Source organism: Novosphingobium sp. ERW19 (assembly GCF_012641315.1).
Classification (GTDB): domain Bacteria; phylum Pseudomonadota; class Alphaproteobacteria; order Sphingomonadales; family Sphingomonadaceae; genus Novosphingobium.
Genome location: NZ_JABAIC010000002.1, coordinates 196,995 through 220,064, shown reverse-complemented (window position 1 = coordinate 220,064; position 23,070 = coordinate 196,995). Strand labels below are relative to the sequence as shown.

22 protein-coding genes are annotated in these 23,070 nt (G+C 63.6%); 14 read left to right on the top strand and 8 right to left on the bottom strand.

Annotation, left to right across the window (positions count from 1 at the left end; translation table 11 throughout):
* Window positions 1-62 precede the first annotated feature (62 nt).
* From tyrS to HGI46_RS04400, 5 genes are all read left to right on the top strand, one after another.
* The gene (gene tyrS / locus HGI46_RS04420) at window positions 63-1,292 is read left to right on the top strand and encodes a tyrosine--tRNA ligase (protein ID WP_168903264.1); all 1,230 of its coding nucleotides are present in this window, start codon (window positions 63-65) and stop codon (window positions 1,290-1,292) included.
* A gap of 143 nt (window positions 1,293-1,435) precedes the next feature.
* Window positions 1,436-1,774, top strand: coding sequence for a PilZ domain-containing protein (locus tag HGI46_RS04415; protein WP_168903263.1), 339 nt, complete (start codon window positions 1,436-1,438; stop codon window positions 1,772-1,774).
* 96 nt (window positions 1,775-1,870) lie between these two features.
* Window positions 1,871-3,166 carry an MFS transporter gene (locus HGI46_RS04410; protein WP_346766670.1) on the top strand — a complete coding sequence of 432 codons (1,296 nt, stop codon included), beginning with the start codon at window positions 1,871-1,873 and terminating at the stop codon, window positions 3,164-3,166.
* 55 nt (window positions 3,167-3,221) lie between these two features.
* On the top strand, window positions 3,222-4,139 hold the full coding sequence (gene cysK / locus HGI46_RS04405; RefSeq protein WP_168903262.1) for a cysteine synthase A: 918 nt from the start codon (window positions 3,222-3,224) through the stop codon (window positions 4,137-4,139).
* A 5-nt stretch (window positions 4,140-4,144) separates the two neighbouring features.
* The gene (locus tag HGI46_RS04400) at window positions 4,145-4,849 is read left to right on the top strand and encodes a dienelactone hydrolase family protein (protein ID WP_168903261.1); all 705 of its coding nucleotides are present in this window, start codon (window positions 4,145-4,147) and stop codon (window positions 4,847-4,849) included.
* 33 nt (window positions 4,850-4,882) lie between these two features.
* Here the strand turns inward: HGI46_RS04400 and HGI46_RS04395 are convergent, their stop codons facing one another.
* The 4 genes from HGI46_RS04395 to HGI46_RS04380 all read right to left on the bottom strand — a co-directional run bounded on the left by HGI46_RS04395 (window position 4,883) and on the right by HGI46_RS04380 (window position 8,794).
* Window positions 4,883-6,685 (bottom strand): acyl-CoA dehydrogenase C-terminal domain-containing protein, encoded by a 1,803-nt coding sequence (locus HGI46_RS04395; RefSeq protein WP_168903260.1) that lies wholly within the window; start codon window positions 6,683-6,685, stop codon window positions 4,883-4,885.
* A gap of 28 nt (window positions 6,686-6,713) precedes the next feature.
* Window positions 6,714-7,190, bottom strand: coding sequence for a MerR family DNA-binding transcriptional regulator (locus tag HGI46_RS04390; protein WP_205525190.1), 477 nt, complete (start codon window positions 7,188-7,190; stop codon window positions 6,714-6,716).
* A 31-nt stretch (window positions 7,191-7,221) separates the two neighbouring features.
* Entirely contained in the window at window positions 7,222-7,557 is a 336-nt protein-coding gene (gene hisI, locus HGI46_RS04385; protein WP_240946603.1) for a phosphoribosyl-AMP cyclohydrolase, read from the bottom strand.
* A gap of 451 nt (window positions 7,558-8,008) precedes the next feature.
* Window positions 8,009-8,794, bottom strand: a complete 786-nt coding sequence (locus HGI46_RS04380) for a ComF family protein (RefSeq protein ID WP_168903258.1) — start codon at window positions 8,792-8,794, stop codon at window positions 8,009-8,011.
* Between the two features lie 62 nt (window positions 8,795-8,856).
* Between HGI46_RS04380 and HGI46_RS04375 the strand changes: the two genes are divergently transcribed.
* Complete coding sequence (locus tag HGI46_RS04375) at window positions 8,857-9,648, top strand: class I SAM-dependent methyltransferase (RefSeq protein ID WP_168903257.1); 792 nt, start codon at window positions 8,857-8,859, stop codon at window positions 9,646-9,648.
* A gap of 68 nt (window positions 9,649-9,716) precedes the next feature.
* Here HGI46_RS04375 and ppdK read toward each other — a convergent pair whose 3' ends face one another.
* The 3 genes from ppdK to HGI46_RS04360 form a co-directional block, all read right to left on the bottom strand.
* Window positions 9,717-12,380: a pyruvate, phosphate dikinase gene (ppdK, locus tag HGI46_RS04370; protein WP_168903256.1), complete on the bottom strand. Its 2,664-nt coding sequence runs from the start codon at window positions 12,378-12,380 to the stop codon at window positions 9,717-9,719.
* Between the two features lie 64 nt (window positions 12,381-12,444).
* Complete coding sequence (gene glyS / locus HGI46_RS04365; RefSeq protein ID WP_168903255.1) at window positions 12,445-14,700, bottom strand: glycine--tRNA ligase subunit beta; 2,256 nt, start codon at window positions 14,698-14,700, stop codon at window positions 12,445-12,447.
* Complete coding sequence (locus HGI46_RS04360) at window positions 14,697-15,614, bottom strand: glycine--tRNA ligase subunit alpha (RefSeq protein WP_168903254.1); 918 nt, start codon at window positions 15,612-15,614, stop codon at window positions 14,697-14,699. The genes glyS and HGI46_RS04360 overlap by 4 nt, the downstream gene beginning before the upstream one ends.
* A gap of 141 nt (window positions 15,615-15,755) precedes the next feature.
* Here HGI46_RS04360 and HGI46_RS04355 point away from each other — a divergent pair, with 141 nt between their 5' ends.
* From HGI46_RS04355 to HGI46_RS04325, 7 genes are all read left to right on the top strand, one after another.
* Window positions 15,756-15,959: a helix-turn-helix transcriptional regulator gene (locus HGI46_RS04355; RefSeq protein WP_118073985.1), complete on the top strand. Its 204-nt coding sequence runs from the start codon at window positions 15,756-15,758 to the stop codon at window positions 15,957-15,959.
* The gene (locus tag HGI46_RS04350; RefSeq protein ID WP_168903253.1) at window positions 15,937-16,596 is read left to right on the top strand and encodes a hypothetical protein; all 660 of its coding nucleotides are present in this window, start codon (window positions 15,937-15,939) and stop codon (window positions 16,594-16,596) included. Before HGI46_RS04355 ends, HGI46_RS04350 begins: the two co-directional genes overlap by 23 nt.
* Window positions 16,597-16,656: 60 nt before the next feature.
* The gene (locus tag HGI46_RS04345) at window positions 16,657-17,574 is read left to right on the top strand and encodes a TraB/GumN family protein (RefSeq protein ID WP_118074784.1); all 918 of its coding nucleotides are present in this window, start codon (window positions 16,657-16,659) and stop codon (window positions 17,572-17,574) included.
* A complete protein-coding gene (locus HGI46_RS04340) occupies window positions 17,571-18,488 on the top strand; it encodes a TraB/GumN family protein (RefSeq protein ID WP_240946582.1) in 918 nt (305 codons plus the stop codon). Before HGI46_RS04345 ends, HGI46_RS04340 begins: the two co-directional genes overlap by 4 nt.
* A gap of 119 nt (window positions 18,489-18,607) precedes the next feature.
* Window positions 18,608-19,213: a 50S ribosomal protein L25/general stress protein Ctc gene (locus HGI46_RS04335; protein WP_118073987.1), complete on the top strand. Its 606-nt coding sequence runs from the start codon at window positions 18,608-18,610 to the stop codon at window positions 19,211-19,213.
* 301 nt (window positions 19,214-19,514) lie between these two features.
* Window positions 19,515-20,084, top strand: a complete 570-nt coding sequence (gene pth / locus HGI46_RS04330) for an aminoacyl-tRNA hydrolase (RefSeq protein ID WP_168903252.1) — start codon at window positions 19,515-19,517, stop codon at window positions 20,082-20,084.
* Between the two features lie 154 nt (window positions 20,085-20,238).
* Window positions 20,239-20,598 carry a PEP-CTERM sorting domain-containing protein gene (locus HGI46_RS04325; RefSeq protein WP_168903251.1) on the top strand — a complete coding sequence of 120 codons (360 nt, stop codon included), beginning with the start codon at window positions 20,239-20,241 and terminating at the stop codon, window positions 20,596-20,598.
* Window positions 20,599-20,611: 13 nt separating this feature from the next.
* On the opposite strand, the gene HGI46_RS04320 is transcribed toward HGI46_RS04325, so the two are convergent.
* Window positions 20,612-22,057, bottom strand: coding sequence for a tetratricopeptide repeat protein (locus HGI46_RS04320; RefSeq protein WP_206065533.1), 1,446 nt, complete (start codon window positions 22,055-22,057; stop codon window positions 20,612-20,614).
* A 252-nt stretch (window positions 22,058-22,309) separates the two neighbouring features.
* On the opposite strand from HGI46_RS04320, the gene HGI46_RS04315 reads away from it, so the two are divergent.
* Window positions 22,310-23,026 (top strand): cistern family PEP-CTERM protein, encoded by a 717-nt coding sequence (locus tag HGI46_RS04315; protein ID WP_168903249.1) that lies wholly within the window; start codon window positions 22,310-22,312, stop codon window positions 23,024-23,026.
* Window positions 23,027-23,070: the final 44 nt, after the last annotated feature.

Here is a 23,070-nt window from a genome sequence, read left to right as displayed (position 1 = left end):
GGGCCTCGAACCCAAGCCAGGCACTTTGTTTGCTCGTGCCGGCGTGCTAGGCGCGCCGCACTATGACGAACTACAGCTCCACCCTCCTTCGCCTGCTCGACGAGCGCGGCTACATCCATCAGCTGACCGATGCCGAAGGGCTCGACAAGTTGGCCAACGAGGGCGTGGTGCCGGGATATATCGGCTTCGACGCGACGGCGCCGTCGCTTCATGTCGGCAGTCTCGTGCAGATCATGATGCTGCGCCGCCTGCAGCAGGCCGGGCACAAGCCGGTGGTGCTGATGGGTGGCGGCACAACCCGCATTGGCGATCCCACCGGACGTGACGAGAGCCGCAAGATGCTGTCCGACCAGACGATCGAGGACAATATCGCCTCGATCTTCACGGTTTTTTCGAAGCTGCTCAAGTTCGGCGATGGCCCGACCGACGCCGTGATGGTCAACAACCACGATTGGCTGGGCAAGCTCGGCTACATTGAGCTGCTCCAGGAAGTCGGCACGCACTTCACGGTCAACCGCATGCTGACGTTCGATTCGGTCAAGCTGCGGCTTGAGCGCGAACAGCCGATGACCTTCCTCGAATTCAACTACATGATCCTGCAGGGCTACGATTTCCGCCACCTCAACAAGGACATGGGCGTGCGCCTGCAGATGGGCGGCTCGGACCAGTGGGGCAATATCGTCAACGGTATCGAACTGACGCGCCGCAAGGATGGCAAGGAAGTCTTCGGCCTGACGACGCCGCTGCTCACCACTGCCGATGGCAAGAAGATGGGCAAGACTGCGGCGGGCGCGGTGTGGCTTAACGAGGACGCCCTGCCCGCCTGGGACTTCTGGCAGTTCTGGCGCAACACGGATGACCGCGATGTCGGCAAGTTCCTGCGTCTGTTCACCGATCTTCCGCTCGACGAAATCAAGCGGCTCGAGGCACTCCAAGGCAGCGAGATCAATGCCGCGAAGGTGGTTCTGGCCAACGAGGTGACCCGTCTGGTGCGTGGCGAAGAAGCTGCGAAGGCCGCCGAAGCAACCGCATCGGCAACCTTCGCTGGCGGCGGACTCGGCCAGGATCTTCCCGTTTTCGCAACAACGGAAGACAGCATCGGGATCATCGACGCGCTTGTGGGTCTTGGCTTTGCGAACAGCCGAGGGGAAGCGAAGCGCCTTGTCGCCGGTGGCGGGGCGAAAGTCGCAGGCGAGTCTGTGACCGACGACAGCTATCGCATTGCCTTGTCGTCCGAAGAGATCCGCATTTCGTCGGGCAAGAAGAAGCACGGCATCCTTCGCCGCGCCTGAAAACACGCCCAGCCGTCAACCTTACGGGATGAATAACGGCAAAGGCTTGCCGGTTCCGGCAAGCCTTTGCCGCGGCTTTACGAATTGTTCGCCATTTCGGTTCTATATCTTCCGGCATAGTCACTCATGCGCCAGGAGGAACGATGCGCGGCGGAGCACAGCTTTCAGTCACCGACCTGCGTCGTTCGACCCGGCACCCCGTGAATCTGCCGATCATCGGCGAGCATCGCGCGCGCGGCGATATCATGCTTCACCTCGCGAATATCTCGACAACCGGGTTCATGGCCACTGGCTGCAGTGATCTTGGCCGGGGCGAACGCGTTACGGTGCGGCTCCCGGTCATCGGACGCATCGAGGCCTTCCTCGTGTGGACCGACGGCGATCGCGCCGGTTTCCAGTTCGAACGAATCATCCGACTTGATGATTTCAACAAGCTGATCCGCGCCATGCAGCCCGGCCCCCGATCGCGCAGCCAGGGCTGACGTAGCGCCCTTGGGAAGCGTCGCAGCCCGGTTGCTGCGCCGGACCCAAATTTTGCTTTCTTGGCAACTTCACGGTCGGCTGGCATTGCACCGGCCGTGACCACAGCTTCTCCTGATTCCGCAACTTCGGCTTCGCCATCCTCGCCGCTTGCCATTCCCGATTACCGGCGCTTCTGGATCGCCCGCTTCTTCTCGGTGCTTGCGACATCGGGAATGGTGGTGATCCTGGGATACCAGCTTTATGACGTCGCCCGCGGACAATACGGGATGTCGATCGCCCAAGCCGCATTTCAGCTTGGCTTGCTCGGACTTGCGCAGTTTCTGCCGCTGTTTCTGCTGACGCCCGTGGCAGGAGTGGTTGCCGACCGGTTCGACCGGCGCAACGTCGCCGGGCTTGCGATGTGCATCGACCTGATGGTCGCCCTGTCACTCGCAACCTGCACTTATGCCGATGTCCTGTCGCTACCGCTGCTGTTCGGGCTTGGCGCTCTCCATGGAACCGCGCGCGTCTTTATCGGCCCTGCGCTGTCCTCCATTGCCCCCAATGTCGTACCTGCAGAACTGATGCCAAAGGCCGTGGCGATCAATTCGATGGCGTGGCAGACCGGCTCGGTCGGCGGGCCGGCGATCGCAGGCCTGCTTTTTGCAGGGCACCCGTCCTTGCCCTATTGGTTGTCGACCGGGCTCCTGGCGCTGGGCGCTTTCTGCATCTTCGGCATCCGCAGGATTCCGCCGCCGGAAGGCAACCGCAACACGCATCCCTTGCGCCAGATTCTCCAAGGGCTCTCGTTCGTGTGGAATGACCGGTTCCTGCTTGGTTGCGTCACTCTCGATCTTTTTGCCGTACTCCTTGGCGGGGCCACCGCCCTGTTGCCAGTCTTCGCCCGAGACATTCTTTTCATCGACGGGCAACCAGTTGGCGCCGATGGTCTCGGCTTGATGCGCGCAATGCCGGGTCTCGGCGCGGCGCTGGTCGCGTTCGTCCTGGCGCGCAAGCCGATCACCCAGAATGTCGGCAACAAGATGCTTTTGGGCGTCGTCATCTTCGGCCTGTTCACCATCGGCTTCGGCATTTCGACGAACTATTACCTGTCGCTGCTGATGCTCGTCGGCATCGGCGCAGGAGACATGGTTTCGGTATTCATCCGCAGCACGCTCGTGCAGTTGCACACCCCGGATGACGTTCGTGGACGAGTCTCGTCCATCTCCGGCCTGGCCATCTCCGCCTCCAACGAACTGGGCGAAATGCAATCGGGCGTGGCCGCGGCCCTGATCGGTGCCGTCGGCGCCGTGATCTTCGGCGGCATCAGCGCCATCGCCGTGACAGCGGCATGGTTTTTCCTTTTCCCGGAACTGAAGAACGCGCGAACCTTTGCAGCGCGGTACAGATAGTCCTAGGTTGTCCTCAAGACTCCAACCAATCCCTTCACCACAAGGAGCAAGCGACATGAGAGCGGATTCCATCCTCGCCACTATCGGCAACACCCCGCATGTTCGCCTGTCCCGCCTGTTTCCCGACCACGAGGTATGGGTGAAGAACGAGCGCGCCAATCCCGGCGGCTCGATCAAGGACAGGATCGGCCTCGCCATGATCGAGGCTGCGGAGGCTGACGGCAGCCTCAAGCCCGGCGGCACGATCATCGAGCCGACCTCGGGCAACACCGGCATCGGCCTTGCAATGGCGGCGGCGGTCAAGGGCTACAAGCTCGTGCTCGTCATGCCCGAATCGATGTCGCTCGAACGGCGCCGCTTGATGCTCGCCTATGGCGCCACCTTCGATCTCACCCCTCGCGAAAAGGGCATGAAGGGCGCGATCGAACGTGCCCGCGAACTCGTCGAATCGACCGAGGGCGCGTGGATGCCCCAGCAGTTCGACAACCCTGCCAATGTCGCCATCCACGTGCGGACAACCGCGCAGGAAATCCTCAAGGACTTCGCCAGCGAACCGATCGACGCGCTGATCACCGGCGTCGGCACGGGCGGCCACCTCACCGGTTGCGCCGAGGAGCTGAAGAAGCACTGGCCTTCGATGAAGGCCTACGCTGTCGAGCCGACGCTTTCGCCGGTCATCTCCGGCGGCCAGCCTGCCCCCCACCCGATCCAGGGCATCGGCGCTGGCTTCATCCCGGGCAACCTGCATACCAAGTCGATCGACGGCGCCATCACCGTCGATCCGGCCGACGCCAAGGAAATGGCTCGCCAGTGCGCGGCCAAGGAGGGCATCCTTGTCGGCATCTCTTCAGGCGCGACCTTGGCGGCGATTGCCCAGAAGCTTGAAACCCTGCCTGTCGGCAGCCGCGTGCTCGGCTTCAACTACGACACCGGCGAACGCTATCTCTCGGTGCCGGACTTCCTGCCGGAGTAAATCCGATGGCGGTCGAACAGTTCGATTACGCCGATGATGACGTGGCCCTCACCGGCTTTCTCGTAAAGCCTGAGGGTCACCCCCGCGCCGCAGTGCTGGTGCTGCCAACGATCGCCAACTGCAACACGCCGATGATCCGCCGTGCCCACATGCTGGCGCAGGCGGGTTATCTGGCGATGATTGCCGATTTCTACGGCGTGCAGGTCCGCGATTTCGACCATGCGCGCGAACTCGCTGGACCCCTGCGCGCCAGCGCCGATGGCTACCGCCAGCGCCTGCACGCAGGCCTGGCTGCGCTGACCGCACTACCTGAGGCACAAGGCCTGCCGGTTGCAGCCATCGGCTTCTGCATGGGCGGGCAAGCCGCACTCGAACTGGCGCGCGATGGGGCCGACATTGTCCTCGCAGCCAGCTTTCACGGCCTGCTCGATACGCAAGCCCCCGCCTCACCAGGGGCAGTGAAAGCACGTATCCTCGTCTGCCACGGCGATGCCGACCCCATGGTCCCGCGCTCGCAAGTCAATGCGTTCTGGGAGGAAATGGACACTGCCGGAGCCAACTGGCACTTCCACAGCTACAGTGGCGTAAAGCACGGCTTCACCGACCCGGGCAGCGACGAGCGCGGCATGGCCGCAGTCGGCTACGACGCCAGCGCCGACCGCCAGAGCTGGGCAGCGCTGATGGGCCTGCTCGACGAGGTACTGGGTTGATCGGGGAGGCGTTCGTCGCCTCCCCTCACCTGATCACGCGATGGCGAGCTGCTCAGGCGTCAGCGCCATGATCGTCTCGCCCCCTGCTTCCACCTGACGACGCAGCGCGCCAGCCTCGGTGGTGTAGCGCGTCGCCCAGTGGCGGGCGCAGGTCAGCTTGGCTTCGTAGAACGCCGTGTCCTCAGTGCCGTCCGCAATTGCCGCAGCCGCAACCTTGGCCATGCGCAGCCACATCAGGCCAAGCGACACGATGCCGGTCAGCGTCATGTAGGCATAGGCGCCGGCGCCGAGGTTGTTCGGATTGGCCATGGCGTTCTGCATGAACCACATCGTCGCGGCCTTCAGTTCGCCGTTGGCCTTGGCAAGACGCTCGGCGACGAGCTTCACCGCCTCGTCGGATGACTCTTCGGCGCATTCCGCGTCGATCAGCGCAAACAGCGCCTGAATCGCACGGCCGCCGTTCTGCGCCAGCTTGCGGCCCACGAGGTCCATCGCCTGCACGCCATTGGTGCCTTCATAGATCATTGCGATGCGCGCATCGCGCACGAACTGATCCATGCCGTTCTCGGCGATGTAGCCGTGGCCACCCCACACCTGCTGCATGTCGGTGGCGACCTTATAGCCCATGTCGGTGCCATAGCCCTTGATCACCGGCGTCAGCAGGCTGATCAGGTCGTCGGCCATCTGGCGCTCTTCCGCCGTTGCCGCCTTGTGTGACAGGTCGACCTGCAAGGCACCCCACAGGCACAACGCGCGCATGCCTTCGATGAACGTCTTGGCGTCCATCAGCATGCGGCGCACGTCGGGATGGACGATGATCGGATCGGCCTTGGCCTGCGGATCGACCGGCCCGGTCAGCGCGCGGCCTTGGCGGCGGTCGAGCGCATAGGCGAGGCCGTTCTGGTAGGCGACTTCGGCTTGTGCCAGCCCCTGCATGCCCACGCCAAGGCGCGCCGCGTTCATCATGATGAACATGGCAGCGAGACCCTTGTTTTCCTCGCCGACCATCCAGCCCTTTGCGCCATCGTAGTTCATGACGCAGGTGGCGTTGCCGTGGATGCCCATCTTCTCTTCGATGGAGCCGACCGAAACGCCGTTCTTTTCACCGAGCGAGCCATCGTCATTGACGATGAACTTCGGGACAATGAACAGCGAGATGCCCTTGCTCGATTCCGGCGCCCCCGGCGTCTTGGCGAGCACGAGATGGATGATGTTCTCGGTCAGGTCATGGTCGCCCGCCGATATGAAGATCTTGGTGCCGGTGATCGCATAGGACCCATCGGCCTGCGGTTCGGCGCGGGTGCGGATCATGCCGAGGTCGGTGCCGCAATGCGGCTCGGTCAGGTTCATGGTGCCGAGCCACTCGCCGGTCACCATCTTCGGCAGGTACTTCGCTTGCTGCTCGGGCGACCCCTTGGCGATGATCGCCGAGATCGCTCCGTTGGCAAGACCCGGGTACATCGCGAAAGCCTGGTTGGCGGTGGCGAGGTACTTCTCCATGATGAAGCCCATCACGTGCGGCAGGCCCTGACCGCCGTATGCCTCGGGCGCAGAGAGCGTGCCCCAACCGCCTTCCACGTACTGACGATAGGCATCCTTGAAACCGGTCGGCGTGGTGACGCTGCCATCGGCGTGACGCGTGCAACCTTCCTTGTCACCCGAGAGATTGAGCGGAGCGATGACTTCGGAAACGAAGCGCCCTGCCTCCTCGATGATCGCATCGGTCATGTCGGGCGTGGCGCTTTCGAAGCCGGGCAGGTTGCCGTAGCTTTCAAGGCGGATCAGTTCGTTGACGACGAAACGGGTGTCGCGGGTCGGCGCGTTATAGATCGGCATTTGTCCTGTCCCTTTAAGCGTTCGGCCTTCAGGCCGTTGGATCGCGGCCTTCGGACCGCTCCTTGGCGATGACGAGATCGACGAAGCTGGTCAGCTCATCGATGGTCGCAGCAATGTCCGCCTGTTGGCGACGCAGGTTCTCGATCCGCTCACGACACTTGGCAATGGTGACGCGGCGCTGCTCCGCGCGGCCGTCGCCCATGTCGTAAAGATCGATCATGTCCCGGATTTCTGCGAGGCTGAAGCCCACGTTCTTGGCGCGCATGATCCAGGCGAGCCGCGCACGGTCCCGCTTGGAATAGATGCGCGAAAGACCGACACGCTCGGGCGCAATCAGGCCTTCGTCCTCGTAGAAACGCAACGCGCGCGCCGTCACCCCGAACTCGCCTGAGAGGTCGGAAATAGTGAACTGGTCACGCTTGAGCGCATCGGGCTGATCGAGATGCCCGGTGTGCTCGTTCTGTGCAGACGGATCGCGAGTCGCTGTGGCGGCATGCTGTGACATGTCGCCAAGCTATCTAACCTTTACGTAAGCGTCAATCGACGATGCGTTGCAAAGAGCCTTCCGGTGTAATGCGGCGATAGAAGCAGGTCGGCGCTAGCGTGTGGCAGGCAGGACCTGCGGGCTCGACACGCAGTTCCAGCGCGTCTTGATCGCAATCCACGCGAATCTCGACGATCTTTAGCACGTGCCCAGAACTTTCACCCTTCATCCACAGCTTCCCCCGCGAGCGAGAGAAGAAGTGTGCGAAGCCGGTCTCCAGCGTCTGATCCAGAGCTTCGCGATTCATGTGCGCCAGCATCAGGAGTGCATTCGTGCCATGGTCCACCGCCACAGCCGTCAGTAGCCCGTTGGAGTCGAACTTCGGCATCAATTCAGTGCCCTGCTCGCGCAAAGCGGTGTCGCTGGTGGTTGACAAAGTGGTCGCTGCCTTTTCCGGATTGCCGCTTCGTGGCGGATTTGTTGCAGGATAACCACACAGGCGGGTAAAATCCATAACACCGCGCACAATCCGCTTCCGTCGGAAGCATGAATGGGTGATTAAGGCTCAGCGGTTTGAGGGAACCGCGAACTGAACCGCCAGCCCGCAACCGGGCGGCAGTGGACGTAGCGCCAATGTTCAGGGACACTTGATGAGGGGCCGGTTGGCTGCCTCGCAGCAGGCCCAAAGGGGCCGCGCGAAGCGAGACCGGATGGTGAGGGTAAAAGCGGGACGGTCAGGGGGCCGTCGGTATCGCGGTCAACGCGGACTCCGCGCAATTTCGTCACGAGGGCGCCCGGAACTTCGGTTTCGGGCGTTTCCTTTTCTGGCGCACCTCAGTCTATGCGTCCGGCTCCGGCGAAACGCGCAGACCATCGAGAGCTTCGTCAAGCACGCGCGAAAAGCAGGCTATCCGCACCTCTGCCACCTTGGCACGGCGCAGGGCCACCATGCAGGCATCAGTGGTAGCGCCGCTGGTCATCACATCATCGACCAACAGTACACGCGCTCCGGTCAGGCGATGTGCAAGGCGCGGATTTGGCTGGATTGCGCCGGTCAACACCCGGGCGCGAGACTTGCGATTGAGACCGCCGAGTGACGGCGTTGCCTTCGGGCGGACAAGTCCGTCCACCATCAGTTGCTTGCCTGTCAGCCTTGCCAGCTCCCGCGCCAGCAGGGCCGACTGATTGAACCCGCGCCGCATCAGCCGCCATCGGTGGAGCGGCACCGGCACGACGAGCCAGTCTCCTTCAAGCCCGCCGAGCCTTGGCAGGATCATCCGCGCCATCATCGGCACCAGCCCGATCCGCCGCCCATGCTTGAGAGCCAGCACCAGCGCGCGTGAAGGTTCGTTGTAGAGCGTGGCAGCGGCGATGCCGGAATGCTTGGGCGGCTCTGCCATGCACGGCGCGCAGACCATTTCTGCCTCTGCACCATAAAGTTCACCCATCGGGCGCTGGCACAGCTTGCAGCAGGTGCCGGAGGGCACGACGATCTTGGCCCAACATGCCAGGCAAAGCCCGCCATGCGCCGCGACGGGGCTGCCACACAGTGGGCAGCGCGGCGGGAACACGAAGTCGACGATTGGCGTCAACACTGCGGAAAGCTGCGCGGCAGACATTGGCATCGCTGCATCGTCGCACGAACGCCCCTCTTGGCAAGACCGGCGGACACGGGCACTGCCCGGGAATGGCCACTACTCCCCCTGTTATTTTTGCTCGAAATCGGCGGAATGCCGTACGCCGCCGCATGGTCCAGCTGCAATCGGCTCCGGATGCACCGCGCTACGTCATCGACGACATGGTCGAGGACGTGCTCGAACGCCTGTCATTCCTCCGCCACGAACCCCGTCGGGCGCTCATGATCGGTGATTGGACCAACGCGATCAGTGCGGCATTGGCGGCCGCGGGCGCGACTGTCGACAGCCGCGATCCAGCGCTGGGACAGCTCCTGGTTGATGAAGAGCTGCCCTACCCAGCGCCCGCCGGTTACGATTTCATCGCCAGCCTCGGCACGCTCGATACCGTCAATGACTTGCCGGGCGCACTGGTACACCTGCGCCGTGCCCTTGCCGATGGCGGGTTGATGATCGCCTGCTTCCTTGGCGCCGGATCGCTGCCGGTTCTGCGTCAGATCATGCTGGAAGCGGATGGCGAGCGCCCTTCCCCGCGCATCCATCCGCAAGTCGATGTCCGCGCCGGCGGGCAGCTGCTGCAGCGGGCCGGGTTCGCCGACCCGGTGATCGACAGCCACCACATCGACGTGCGCTTCCGCTCATTCGCCGGGATGATCGCAGACTTGCGGGCGCAAGGCCTTGGCAATTGCCTCGCCCGCCCAGGTAACACGCTGGGAAAAGCGGCTCGCGCTCGCGCGCAGGAGGCTTTCGATGCCCGCCGGGATGCGGACGGCAAGGTGACCGAGCGGTTCGAGATCTTGACGCTGAGCGGCTGGGCAAAGGCGGTACGCCCGCCCAAGTTTTGAGCGCGCCCACCCACTGAAGAGAACGCCATGCTGGAGTGTTTCCCCGGGGAAACACTCCAGATAGGTTATCAGCCCAACGCCGCCTGCGCCGCTGCAAGCCGTGCAATCGGCACGCGATAGGGGCTGGCAGAGACATAATCGAGGCCAGTCTTCTCGCAAAACGCGATCGAGGCCGGATCGCCGCCGTGTTCGCCACAAATGCCGAGCTTGATGTCAGGCCGCGTCTTGCGGCCACGTTCTGCAGCCAATTCAACGAGTTGGCCGACGCCTTCGATGTCGAGGCTGACGAACGGGTCACGCGGGTAGATGCCCTGGTCGACGTAAGGGTTGAGGAAGCGCGCGGCATCGTCGCGGCTCACGCCCAAGGTCGTCTGCGTCAAGTCATTGGTACCGAATGAGAAGAACTTGGCCTCCTCGGCGATCTCGCCCGCCATCAGCGCAGCGCGCGGCAGTTCGATCATGGTGCCGACCATATACTCCAGAGTCCGGCTCTTCTCGGCAAAGACTTCAAGCGCGACCCGGTCAACCAGCGCGCGCAGTATTTCCAGCTCCTTGCGCGTGGCGACCAGCGGGATCATCACTTCGGGGATTGGCGCGTCGCCGCTCTTCTCGGCAACGTCGCAGGCCGCTTCGAAGATGGCGCGGGCCTGCATCTCGTAGATTTCCGGGAAGGTGATGCCGAGGCGGCAGCCGCGGTGGCCGAGCATCGGATTGAATTCGTGGAGTTCGCCAGCGCGCCGTTTGAGATGCTCGACGCCAAGCCCGGTGGCTTCGGCGAGTTCCGCGAACTCGGCGTCAGCATGGGGGAGGAACTCGTGGAGCGGCGGATCGAGCAGGCGGATCGTGACGGGCAGACCCGCCATGACCTCGAAGATCGACTGGAAGTCGCTGCGCTGCTCGGGCAGCAGCTTGGCGAGGGCAGCGCGGCGGCCAGCCTCATCCTCGGCGAGGATCATCTGGCGCACCGCGCTGATGCGACCCGCTTCGAAGAACATGTGCTCGGTGCGGCACAGGCCGATGCCCTCGGCGCCGAACTGGCGCGCGACCTGGCAATCGAGCGGCGTTTCCGCGTTGGTGCGCACCTTCATCCGGCGGTGCTTGTCGGCCCAGACCATCAGCGTGCCGAAATCGCCCACCAGTTCCGGCTCCACGGTGGGCACGAGGCCCGCCATGATGTCGCCGTTAGAGCCATCGAGGGTGATCACGTCGCCCTCCTTGATCTCGCGGTTGCCGATGCGGGCGGTGCGGCTGGCCATGTCGATCGAGACGCCCGAGGCGCCCGAGACGCAAGGCCGGCCCATGCCGCGCGCGACCACGGCGGCGTGGCTGGTCATGCCGCCACGCGCGGTGAGGATGCCCTTGGCGGCATGCATGCCATGGATGTCTTCCGGCGAGGTTTCGACGCGGACGAGAATCACGGCGTCGCCCCGCTCGGCGCGGGCCTGCGCGGTATCGGCATCGAACACCACTGCGCCCGAAGCCGCGCCCGGCGATGCGGGGAGGCCCTTGGTCAGCACATCGCGCGGAGCCTTCGGGTCAAGCGTGGGATGCAGCAGCTGGTCGAGCGCCATCGGGTCGATGCGCTTGATCGCGGTCGCCTCGTCGATCAGGCCCTCGGCCACCATGTCCACCGCCATCTTGAGCGCGGCCTTGGCGGTGCGCTTGCCCGAGCGGGTTTGCAGCATGAACAGCTTGCCCTGCTCGACGGTGAACTCGATGTCCTGCATGTCCTTGTAGTGCTTTTCGAGCAGTTCAAAGACGGCGGCGAGTTCGGCGTAGGCCGCAGGCATCGCCTCTTCCATCGACAGCGGCTTGGCCCCTGCCCGTTCGCGCGCGGCGAGCGTCAGGTACTGCGGGGTACGGATGCCGGCGACGACGTCCTCGCCCTGGGCATTGACCAGCCATTCGCCGTAATAGGCCTTCTCGCCGGTCGCGGGATCGCGGGTGAAGGCGACGCCGGTGGCCGAGGTATCACCCATGTTGCCGAAGACCATCGCCTGCACGTTGACGGCGGTGCCCCAGTCATGCGGGATGTCGTTGAGCTTGCGGTAGACCTTGGCGCGATCCGACTCCCAGGAGTCGAACACGGCGCCGATGGCACCCCAGAGCTGTTCGTGGACGTCCTGCGGGAACGGGCGGCCGAGCTGGTCTTCGACGATGGCCTTGTATTCACCGACGAGCGCCTGCCAGTGCTCTGCACCGAGTTCGACATCGTTGAAGAAGCCGTTGTCTTCCTTGACGATTTCCAGGGCATCTTCGAACCGGTGATGGTCGAGGCCGAGCACCACGTCGGAATACATCTGGATGAAGCGGCGGTAGCTGTCCCAGGCAAAGCGCGGATCGCCCGAGCCTGCGGCGAGGCCTTCGACGGTCTGGTCATTGAGGCCGAGGTTGAGGACGGTGTCCATCATGCCCGGCATCGAGACGCGCGCGCCCGAGCGGACCGAGACGAGCAGCGGGTTCGTCGCATCGCCGAAGGTGCGGCCGGTGGCCTTCTCGATATGCGCAACGCCATTGGCGACGCCTGCACGCAAGGCATCGTCGAAAGTCTTGCCGCTCGCATTGTAGGCGGTGCAGACTTCGGTGCTGATGGTGAAGCCCGGGGGCACCGGCAGACCGATCCCGGCCATTTCCGCAAGGTTCGCGCCCTTGCCGCCAACGATAGTCTTGTCCTTGGCCCGCGCGTCCGAAGACGATGCGCCGCCGCCGAAATGGAATACGTATGCGCTCATGCCGCCAACGAGGCTCCCTGCGTGTGCTTGTTCTTGCCGGAACGGGCCCGGAGTCGGCCCGCTCTTAGCCTTCTATGCGCGAAAAGTCCGCAACTTTGTGCACTGCAGCACGGAAACGGTCAAGCAGCGAGAGACGGCTTGTCCGTTTGTTCGCGTCCGCGTCATTGACTGTCACCTGATCAAAAAACGCATCGATCGGGCCGCGCAGGGTGGCCAGTGCCGCCATCGCTGCAGTGAAATCTTCTGCAGCAATCGCGCCAGTGGCCTGCGGTTCCGCCGAGTTCAGCGCATCGACCAGTGCCTGTTCGGCAGGCTCGCGGGCATAGTTGCATTCGGGATGCGCAAACTGCGCCGCGACACCTTCGAGCGCGGGATCATCGACCAGCACAAGCGGGTCTTCCTCGCCAGTTGGGGGCACGACGCCCTCGCCTTCGGACCCGGCGTTGGGGTTGGCGGCGAAGCCTTCCTTCTTGAGGATGTTCGCGGCGCGCTTGTAGCCTGCCAGCAGGTTGGCGCCATCCTCGGTGCCGACGAAGGCCTGCAGGGCGTGGACGCGGGCGAGCAGGCGAACGAGATCGTCCTCGCCACCGAGCGCGAACACGGCGTCGATCAGGTCATGGCGGACGCCTGCTTCGCGTTGCTGGACTTTGAGGCGGTCGGCGAAGAAGTCAGGAAGTGTTGTGAACACTGCCTTTTGGTTTGTTTGGAAAGCTTCATAGGAAGCTTCCGACATGTCGTCGGAAACAAGCTGCTTCGTGAATCCGGCAAGAGCCTTCGCAATCGCCTTCCACATCGAGACGCGCAGAGAACCCCGGTTGAGAAGTTCGAGCACGCCAAGAGCCGCACGTCGAAGTGCAAATGGGTCGCGCGATCCTGTGGGGCGCTGATCAATCAGGAAGAAGCCAACCAGCGTATCCAGCTTGTCCGCCAGCGCCACGGCCACCGTCACCGGCGCGGTGGGCACTTCATCGCCCTGCCCCACGGGCTTATAGTGATCGCGGATGGCGTCGGCTACGTTATCCGGCAGGCCTTCGGCGCGGGCGTAGTAGCCGCCCATCAGGCCCTGGAGTTCGGGAAATTCGCCGACCATCTCGGTGACGAGATCGGCCTTGCACAGGCGGGCGGCGAGTTCGGCCTGGTCTGCGAGGGCGGCGCGCACCTCCCCCTCTCCCAACCCTCTCCCCTCAAGGGGAGAGGGCTTTACGATGGCCTCTTCAACCAGCCAGCGGGCCAGCTTGGCGACGCGTTCGACCTTGTCGGCGACGGTCCCGAGCTTTTCGTGGAAGGTGATCCGCGAGAGCTTCTGGGCCTGCTCGGCCAGCGGCTTCTTATTGTCCTGCTCCCAGAAGAAGCGGGCATCGGACAGGCGCGCGGCGAGGACCTTGCGGTTGCCGTCGACGATGGCGGCGCCGCCGTCCTTGGCCTCGATGTTGGCGGTGCAGACGAAGGCGTTGGCTAGCTTTCCGGCGCTGTCGCGGCAGATGAAGTACTTCTGGTTGACGCGCGCGGTCAGCTGGATGACCTCGGGCGGCACGTCGAGGAAGGCTTCGTCAAAGCGGCCGAGCAGCGGGACCGGCCATTCGGTGAGGCCGGCGTTCTCGATCACCAGACCTTCGTCCTCGACCAGCACGAGACCGGCGGCCTCTGCGGCAGCCTTGGCCTTTTCGCGCACCAGCGCCTCGCGCTCGACATGGTCGACGATGACGTGGCAGGCGCGGAGCTTTTCGGCGTAATCGCTCGCCCCACCGATGGTGATCTCGCCCGCGTGATGGAAGCGATGGCCGAGCGTGGCGTAACCAGACTTGATGCCACCAATCTCACACTCGACCAGATCTTCGCCGAGGATGGCGACGATGCCGGAGAGCGGGCGCACCCAGCGCAGGCTTTCGGTGGAGAGCGAGGCTGCGCCCCAGCGCTGGCTCTTGGGCCAGGGGAAGGCGCGGATGATCGCGGGGATGGCTTCGGCGAGCACGTCCTTTGTGGCGCGGCCGGGCTTTTCGGTGACGGCGAACCAAACGCCATCACGCTCGGTCAACTGGTCCTTGGTGAGCCCGGTCTTGCGCAGGAAGCCTTCGAGCGCCTGTTCAGGCGCTGAGGTCTTCGGGCCTTTGGTTTCCTCGGACACGGCCTCGGTCGCCAATGGCAGATCTCGAGCGATCAAGGCGAGGCGGCGCGGGGTGGACCAGACGGTAATCTCGCCAGCCTTGAGGCCAGCGGCGTCCAACTGCTTGCGGAACAGCTTTTCGAGATCGGCGCGGGCACCTGCCTGCATGCGGGCCGGGATTTCCTCACTGCGCAGTTCGAGAAGGAAATCGGTCACTTGCTCCACTCCGGATACTTGGCCGCCCACTGATCGGCGTTCTTTTCCATGTAGGCCTCGCACGAACCGCGGGCGAGATCGCGAACGCGGCCCATGTAGCTGGCGCGTTCCTGCACCGAGATCACGCCGCGCGCCTGCAACAGGTTGAACAGGTGGCTGGCTTCGATCGCCTGCTCGTAAGCGGCGATGGGCACGCCAGCTTCGAGGCTGCGCTTGCACTCTTCCTCGGCGCGGCGGAACCCTTCGAACAGGCTGTCAGTGTCGGCAACCTCGAAGTTCCACTTCGACATCTGCTTCTCGTTTTCGAGAAACACATCGCCGTAGGTAACGCCGTGGTTGTTGAACTTGAGGTCGTAGACGTTGTCGACGCCCTGGATGTACATGGCGAGGCGTTCGAGGCCGTAGGTCAGCTCGCCCGCGACGGGCTTGCAATCGAAGCCGCCCATCTGCTGGAAATAGGTGAACTGGGTGACTTCCATGCCATCGCACCAGACTTCCCAGCCGAGGCCCCATGCGCCCAATGTCGGGGATTCCCAGTCGTCCTCGACGAAGCGGATGTCGTGAACCAGCGGGTCGATGCCGATCTCGACGAGGCTCTGGAGGTAAAGCTCCTGAAGGTTCTCCGGGCTCGGCTTCAGGATAACCTGATACTGGTAATAGTGCTGCAGGCGATTGGGGTTTTCGCCATAGCGGCCGTCGGTCGGACGGCGGCAGGGCTGCACGAAGGCAGCATTCCATGGCTCTGGCCCCAGAGCGCGCAGGGTGGTGGCGGTGTGGAAGGTCCCTGCCCCCATGCGCATGTCATAAGGCTGAAGGATCAGGCAGCCCTGTTCGCTCCAGAAAGCGTGGAGGCGCAGGATCATGTCCTGCAGGCTCAGGGGGGCGCGGGGAGGCATGAGTTTTGTGTCGGCCATGGTCGCGCGGCTTTGGCCGATGAGGGCCGCCAAATCAACCGGGAACCACCACGTCGGCCGCCATGTCAGGTCTTCTTGACACAGTCAGTGAATCGCGACATATTGTCAGCATAACCTGACATATGGACAGGTGAGCATGACATGAACAACCGATTGAGAGTTTTGCGCGCCGAGCGACAATGGAGCCAGGCCGATCTTGCCATGAAACTCGACGTGTCGCGCCAGGCGGTGAACGCGATCGAGACGGGCAAGCACGACCCTTCACTCCCCCTTGCCTTCCGCATCGCGCGCTTGTTCCAGCTTCGTATCGAGGAGATCTTCGATGATGGTTTCCAACATGACTGACGATCAGACTGACCCGCCGGCCATGAGCCTTGGCACTCTTGCCATGCGCATGTTTGGCGCGACGGTGGCGGCTGTGTTCTTCTCCGGCGCGGCGGCTGGCCTGATCGGCGCGCTTGGCAAGGGAGAGCCGGTCAAGCCGATCGGATGGGTGATCATGGGCGTGTTTGCCGCCCTGACCCTGGCCGCATTCTGGTTCGCCTGGGTCAGTGCGCGCCGGTATTATCGCGAGAATGGTCCACTCACGCCTCGCGCCCGTCGCGCAACGATCAGCGCCATAGCGGCAAGCGGTATCGGCCTCGTCCTGGGGATGTGGATGAGCGTGGCGGGCGACGTGCACAGCCAGCCATTTGATGTGGCCGCCGGGCCTCTGCAGCCGAGCGTTGCTGCCGCACTTATCGCCATCATCGTGCTGGTGATCGCGCCGATCACGTGGTTCTGGCACCGCAACATCGACGAGCACGAGGAGCAATCCTATCGCACCGGGGCGTTGATCGCGCTCTACTTCTACAGCGCCGCAGCGCCGATCTGGTGGCTGGGCCATCGCGGCGGGTTTCTGCCGCCGGTTGATGGAATGGCGATCTACCTTGCCACCATGGCGATTTGGGGTGTGGTCTGGTTCCGCCAGCGCCATCTCTGACGCCGCACCTTCACACCTTCATTTCCCTGCAACCTGTTTACGGGCACAAGGAGCCTGATGATGAAACGCGCCTATCGTACATTCGCCGCCACGGTCGCCCTCGCCGCCTTCGCCTTTGCCGGAACGGTCCAAGCCGAGGCGCCTGCTGCCAAGCCTGCAGCGGAGGCACCTGCGCCAAGGCAGTTGAAGCCTGCGTTGTGGAAAGTGGCCGATGCCGACACCACCATCTACCTGTTCGGCACGATCCATGCTCTGCCGAAGGGCCTGGTCTGGCTGGACGGGCCGATCGGGCAAGCGCTGGATGGCTCGGAAGAACTCGTCACCGAGATTCCGGAGATTCCGGCAGCCGAACAGCAGAAGTCCGTCATGGCCATCGGACTGCTGAAGGGGGAAACCCTGCGTTCGTTGATGAACGATAACGACCGTGCGGCCTATGAAGCGCTGCTGACGAAGCTGAAGATACCGGCGGAGGCCTTCGATCCGCTCGAGCCATGGCTTGCCGGGATCACGCTGGGCGTCATGCCCTATGCCATGGCGGGTTACGGCGCCGACAGCGGCGCGGAGGCTGTGCTGCGCAAGACCGCAGTGGCCAAGGGCAAAAAGCTCGGCGCGCTCGAAACGGTCGACTTCCAACTTGGCCTGTTCGACCAGTTGCCGCGCGAGGCGCAGCTCAAGTTTCTTGGCGAAGCGGTACGCGATTTCGACAAGAGCTTTGCCATCATCGGTTCGATGACCGACGAGTGGGGCACGGGTGACCCTGAAGGTCTGGGCAAGCTGATGAACGAGAACATGGACGATCCGGAGCTGGCTGAAGCCCTGCTCTACCAGCGCAATCGCAACTGGGCCTCGTGGGTCCGCAAGCGGCTCGAACAGCCAGGGACCGTGTTCATCGCTGTGGGCGCCGGGCATCTCGCCGGTGTGAACAGCGTGCAGGATGTGCTGAAACAGCAGGGCGTGGTCAGCACCCGCGTCCAATGATGCAGCTGTTGCGCTACCTCCCGCGCCTGTTGTGGGCAGTGATACCGGCATTGCTGCTGGGCATGGCCGTTGCCTGGATCGAGCGTGGCAAGCCTGCCCCTGCGCCGGACACACGCGTGGCGCTGTGGCAGATCGAGGACAAGACCGGGACGGTGCGGGGATATATGTTCGGCACCGTCCACGCCTTGCCGCCGGAAACGCAATGGTTGCGGCCTGCCATCGGCGAGGCGTTGGCCAAGGCGGATCGGCTGGTGCTGGAGATTGCCGAGCCGCTGAACCAGACGGTGGCGGGCGAGGCGTTGGCGGATCTGGCGGGGACGGAAGGCCTGCCCCCGCCTTCGCAGCGGCTTGCCCCGGCGTACCGAGACAAGTTGGCCGAGGTCTATCGCAAGCTGGGCCTGTCGGATGCGGACTTTGCCGATACCGAAAGCTGGGCGGTGGCGCTGCAACTGGCGGCGATTGCCGGGCAGAAGGCCGGGGCCGATCCGGACAGCGGGGCAGAACCTGCCTTGCGCAAGCTGGCCGGAAACAAGCCCGTTGCCGGGTTCGAGACGATCCACAGCCAGTTCGGCGTGTTCGACGCCCTGCCCGCACGCCAGCAACAAGTGTTGTTGCAGGAAGTGACGGTCGAGGCGGCGAGCGACAAGGACGAGGAAGCCGACATGGTCGCGCTGTGGCTCAAGGGCGATGACCTTGGGATTGCACGCGAGGCGAATGAGGGGTTTCTGGCCGACGCCGGCCTGCATCAGGCGCTGCTGACCGATCGCAACCGGGACTGGGCCGATCAGCTGGACGCGATGTTGAAGGGGGGTGCCAAGCCCTTCGTGGCAGTAGGCGCGGCGCATCTGGCGGGGTCTGACAGCTTGCAGCGCCTGATGATGGCGCGTGGGTGGACGATCAGGCGGGTGCCTTGAGCTTCCATTGATTCCTTGCATTTCCGCCCAAACCCGCTAAGGGCCGCCGCTTCCCTGTCATGGTCATCCCTGGAGGCGTGGCGGAGGAAGTGTGATTAACTCAGCTGAAGGTACTGACAATGAGCGAAACGCTGCATCTGTCGGCCGAGACGCGCGAACGGGCTGGCAAGGGAGCCTCCCGTGTTCTGCGTCGCGAAGGCCGCACCCCCGCCGTGATCTACGGCGGCAACGAAGAACCCATCGCGATCCACCTTGAAGAAAAGGCGCTGAACAAGGCGCTGGGCACCGGCCACTTCTTCAACTCGGTCGTCGAGCTCACTGTCGGTGGCAAGACCATCCGCACCCTCCCCAAGGACGTCGCCTTCCACCCGGTGACCGACCGTCCGCAGCACGCAGACTTCCTGCGCGTTTCGAAGGACTCGGTCGTGCACGTGGACGTGCCGGTGGCCTTCATCAACGAAGAGAAGTCGCCGGGCCTCAAGAAGGGCGGCATCCTCAACGTCGTCCGTCACGAGCTGGAAATGATCTGCGCTCCTGACGCGATCCCCGACGACATCATCGTTGACGTTGCCGGCTACGAAGTTGGCGATTCGATCCACATCAGCGCCGTCACCCTGCCCGCAGGCGTGAAGCCCGCGATCTCGGACCGCGATTTCACGATCGCGACGATCGTGGCCCCCTCCTCGCTGAAGAGCGAAGAAGGCGACACCACCAAGGAGGGCTGATAGCCCCACTTGGCCCTGCTCCGGCAGGCGCGCTAAAGAGATACCCCTTTCGCTGCGCGCGGGAGGGGTTCTTTTTTGGGTGACGGGTTTGCGCTATGCCCATGCCCACCCCCAACCCCTCCCGCCTGCGGGAGGGGTGAAGAAGATGGTGCCCTGCCGCCTGCGGGAGGGGTATAAGTGCTCTCCCGGCCCTCCCGCAAGCGGGAGGGCCGGGAGACTTGGCCTTGCGCAGCAAGGCTTAGTCGGACGGGGTGGGCATGCTCGCCGCTCAAGCACTATCGAACGAAGGAACCCCACGCACATGCAACTCTGGGTTGGCCTCGGTAATCCCGGACCGCAATATGCGCTCCATCGCCACAATGTCGGCTTCATGGCGCTCGACACGATCGCCGAGGTCCACAACTTCGGGCCGGTGCAGAAGAAGTTTCAGGGCTGGCTGCAGGAAGGCCGGATTGGCAACCACAAGGTCCTGCTGCTCAAGCCCGCGACCTTCATGAATGAGAGCGGGCGATCCGTGGGCGAAGCGATGCGCTTCTACAAGCTGGGCATGGACGCATTGACGGTGTTTCATGACGAGCTCGATCTTGCGCCATTCAAAGTGAAGGTGAAGCAGGGCGGCGGCACGGCCGGCCACAATGGCCTGCGCTCGATAGATCAGCATCTGGGGGCCGATTTCCGGCGCGTAAGGCTCGGCATCGGCCATCCTGGGCACAAGGACCGCGTAACCGGGTATGTGCTGGGCGGATTTGCCAAGGCAGAGCAGGATGACCTGATCGAGATGCTGGGAGCCATTGCTTCTGAAGCGGGCTGGCTTGCTTCGAAAGATGACGTTCGTTTCATGAACGACGTTGCCATGCGGCAGAAGGGGTGATTGTCTGGAAACAAACGGGAAACACATTCCGTCGTCCCTCTTTACATCTTCCGTCGGCCCAAAGGCCGTTAACCACGCCACGCCCTGTAAATATGAAGTTGGCACCGGTTTTGCTTAGCAAGGTGCAGACTGCAATTAACCAACGGGGGTTAACATGAACATTCGCTCAATCGCCATCGCCATTGCAGCGACTGCGGGCCTGTCTGCCGCTTCGCCGGCAAACGCGACCTGGTGGCTTACGCACAAGCACTATTGCAACTGTGGGCACAGCGGCGGTTCCTCGCTCTGCGGGGGCACGACATCTTCAGGTGGTACGACCACCACTTCGGGGGGCACCACAACGACTTCGGGCGGCACCACCACTACGTCGGGGGGCACCACGACGACCTCGGGCGGCACGACCACCACTTCGGGCGGTACGGCAGTGCCGGAGCCGGGCATGCTGGGCATGATGACTCTCGGCCTGCTCGGCATCGGTTTTGCACGCTCGCGCAAGAACAAGCCCCGCGCCTGACGCTATCCCGCTATCAGGTGCCGGTCTGCGCCTGATAGCGGGCCAAAGTGCTGCGAAATACGGCGTTGGTCGGCTCGGCCGAACTTGCCTTGCGAAGCAGGTCGATTGCCGTGGGCATATCCCTTCCAGCCCGGGCGCGGACCAAGCCTGCCATGTACAACGTATCAGGATCATCGGGACGCAAGGCGCGAGCCTTGTCCGCAGCCTTGATCGCTTCCTCGCCTTTCCCGACATGGCTGAGGGCAAGCGCCAGTCGCTTGAGGACTTCTGCGTCGTCACCTGAATGCGCGAGCTGCGCATAGGCCTCCGCAGCGGCACTCCAATCTTCACGCGCCAATGCCGCCTGACCCTCAGCTGCCAATGTCTTGATCTGTCCCGCCTGGGCGGCACGCAACCGCGCGCGCAGCAGCGCTGCATCAACAAGACCCGCTGCCTCGGCCGCCTTTGCCGCCAGCTCGAGCTCGCGCGGACCAGCCAGCTGGCTGTCGGCAAGAGGCCGTACCGTTCCGAAAGCGGCAAGCGAATCTCCGGTCGCCAGTTGCGCTTCGGCCAGCATGATGCGGGCAAAAGGATTGTTCGGCGACCGCGTCAGTGCCCTTTGGAACATCGCTCTGGCCTGTTCGGGATGTCCGGTCCGCAACATCGCCTCGGCATAGCTGAGCCCGTTGGCGGACAGGGGATCAAGATCCCGCTCCTGCTTTGCCAGCAGCGAACGAACCTTTTCCCATTCGCCTTTCATCGACGCAAACTGCACCTGCAGATCCTGCACGCGCGGATCATCTGGCGCAATCGCAGCGGCCCGCGAAGTCATGGCCAGCGCATCGTCGACCTTGCCCTGAAGATCGAAAGCGTTTGCCCTTGCAATCCATGGGTCGGGCACGCGCGGATACTTCTCGGCCATCTGTTCGAGAATTGCGTGCGCTACTGCAAATTTGCCCCGTCTTACAGCGATGTCAGCGCCGATCAGCGATGCATCGAATGCCCCTGCATCCAACTTCGACAGAGCTTCGACCTGCCGTGATGCCGCGTCGAGATCCTGCGCTGTGATGAGGAAGCGCGCATAGTCGCGAAGGAGAAGCGCATCGCCCCCCGCTGCTGCGCCCCGCTGCAAGGCAGCGAACGCGCCCGCTGAGTCTCCCTTGACAGACAACGCGGCGGCCCTGACCCGCTCTGCGGCAGACGACGCATCCTGCCCGAGAAGTGCCAGCGCCTCGTCCACATTGCCACGCAAGACGGCCGCCTCGGCACGGATCAGCGACAATTCGGCCTGTGATCCGCCCGAGCGTTCCAAGCGTGAGGCCGTGGCGGTTGCTCCCTCGCCATCGCCCAACCGGAGCTGCACTGAAGCAAGCATGCGAAGAATTGCCGGATCGTCACCAGCTTCGGCCAGAGCCGCCGTGAGGTCAACCTTGGCTGCGCCCAGTTCCATTCCCGCAATCTCACGTTTTGCGCGAGCCAAACGATCAGCGGCATCATCACCGCAACCAGTGAGGGCAAGAAGGAGGGCAAGTGCTAGGCGGGACGTCATGAGCGTTAGATGCCATGCACCGCTGAATCTTTGGTGAAAGCGGGGCATATTCAACGCCCGCGCCTGTCGAGAAATCTTACGCCCGCGACGTTGTTAATCATTACAAATGGCTGAAATCCGTAATTGGCACAGTGATTGCTTTCCTGACAATTAACCGAATTTCGGTTCAGGGGAGCAGTTTCGATGACCTTCAGAAAAGTTCTCGCGGGCCTCGCTGCCAGCGCAGCAATGATGGCAGCCGCACCTGCCTTTGCCGATTCCGTTACGCTCGGCTCGGGCGATATCGGCAACAGCTTCACGCTGAATTATGACGGATTCTCCGGCGGGACGACGATCAACGGCCTTACCGGCTCGACCACGTTCAAGCTGACCGGCATCTCCGGCAACGACTATACGTTCGACTACAGCGTTTCCAACACCAGCTCATCGCCGGTGACGGATTCGCGCATCTCGAGCTTTGCGTTCAACACCGATCCCACCATCTCGTCGGCCGCCAGCACCGGTGCATTCTCGTACACCACGCTGAACTCGAACTATCCGAACGGCATTGGCACCGTCGACGTGTGCTTCAAGGATGCCCAGACCGGTAGCTGTGCCGGCGGCGGCAGCGGCGGTCTGACGCTTGGCGAAACCGGCACCGGTTCGTTCACGCTGAGCTTCTCGCAGCCGGTCAGCTCGCTGACGCTCAGCGACTTCTATGTGCGCTACCAGTCGATCAGCGGCGTACCGGGCATCAGCTCGGCCAGCGGATCGGGCACGCTGAGCAGCACGGGCGGATCTACGGGCGGTACACCTGTTCCCGAGCCGGGCATGCTGGGCCTGTTTGGCATCGGACTCGTCGGCCTCGCCATGGCACGCCGTCGCCAGACTGCGCCGCGCCTTCTCGCACTCGCAGCCTGACAGCAGCGGAAATTCGCGGAAGGGAGCCTGCAGACGCGGGCTCC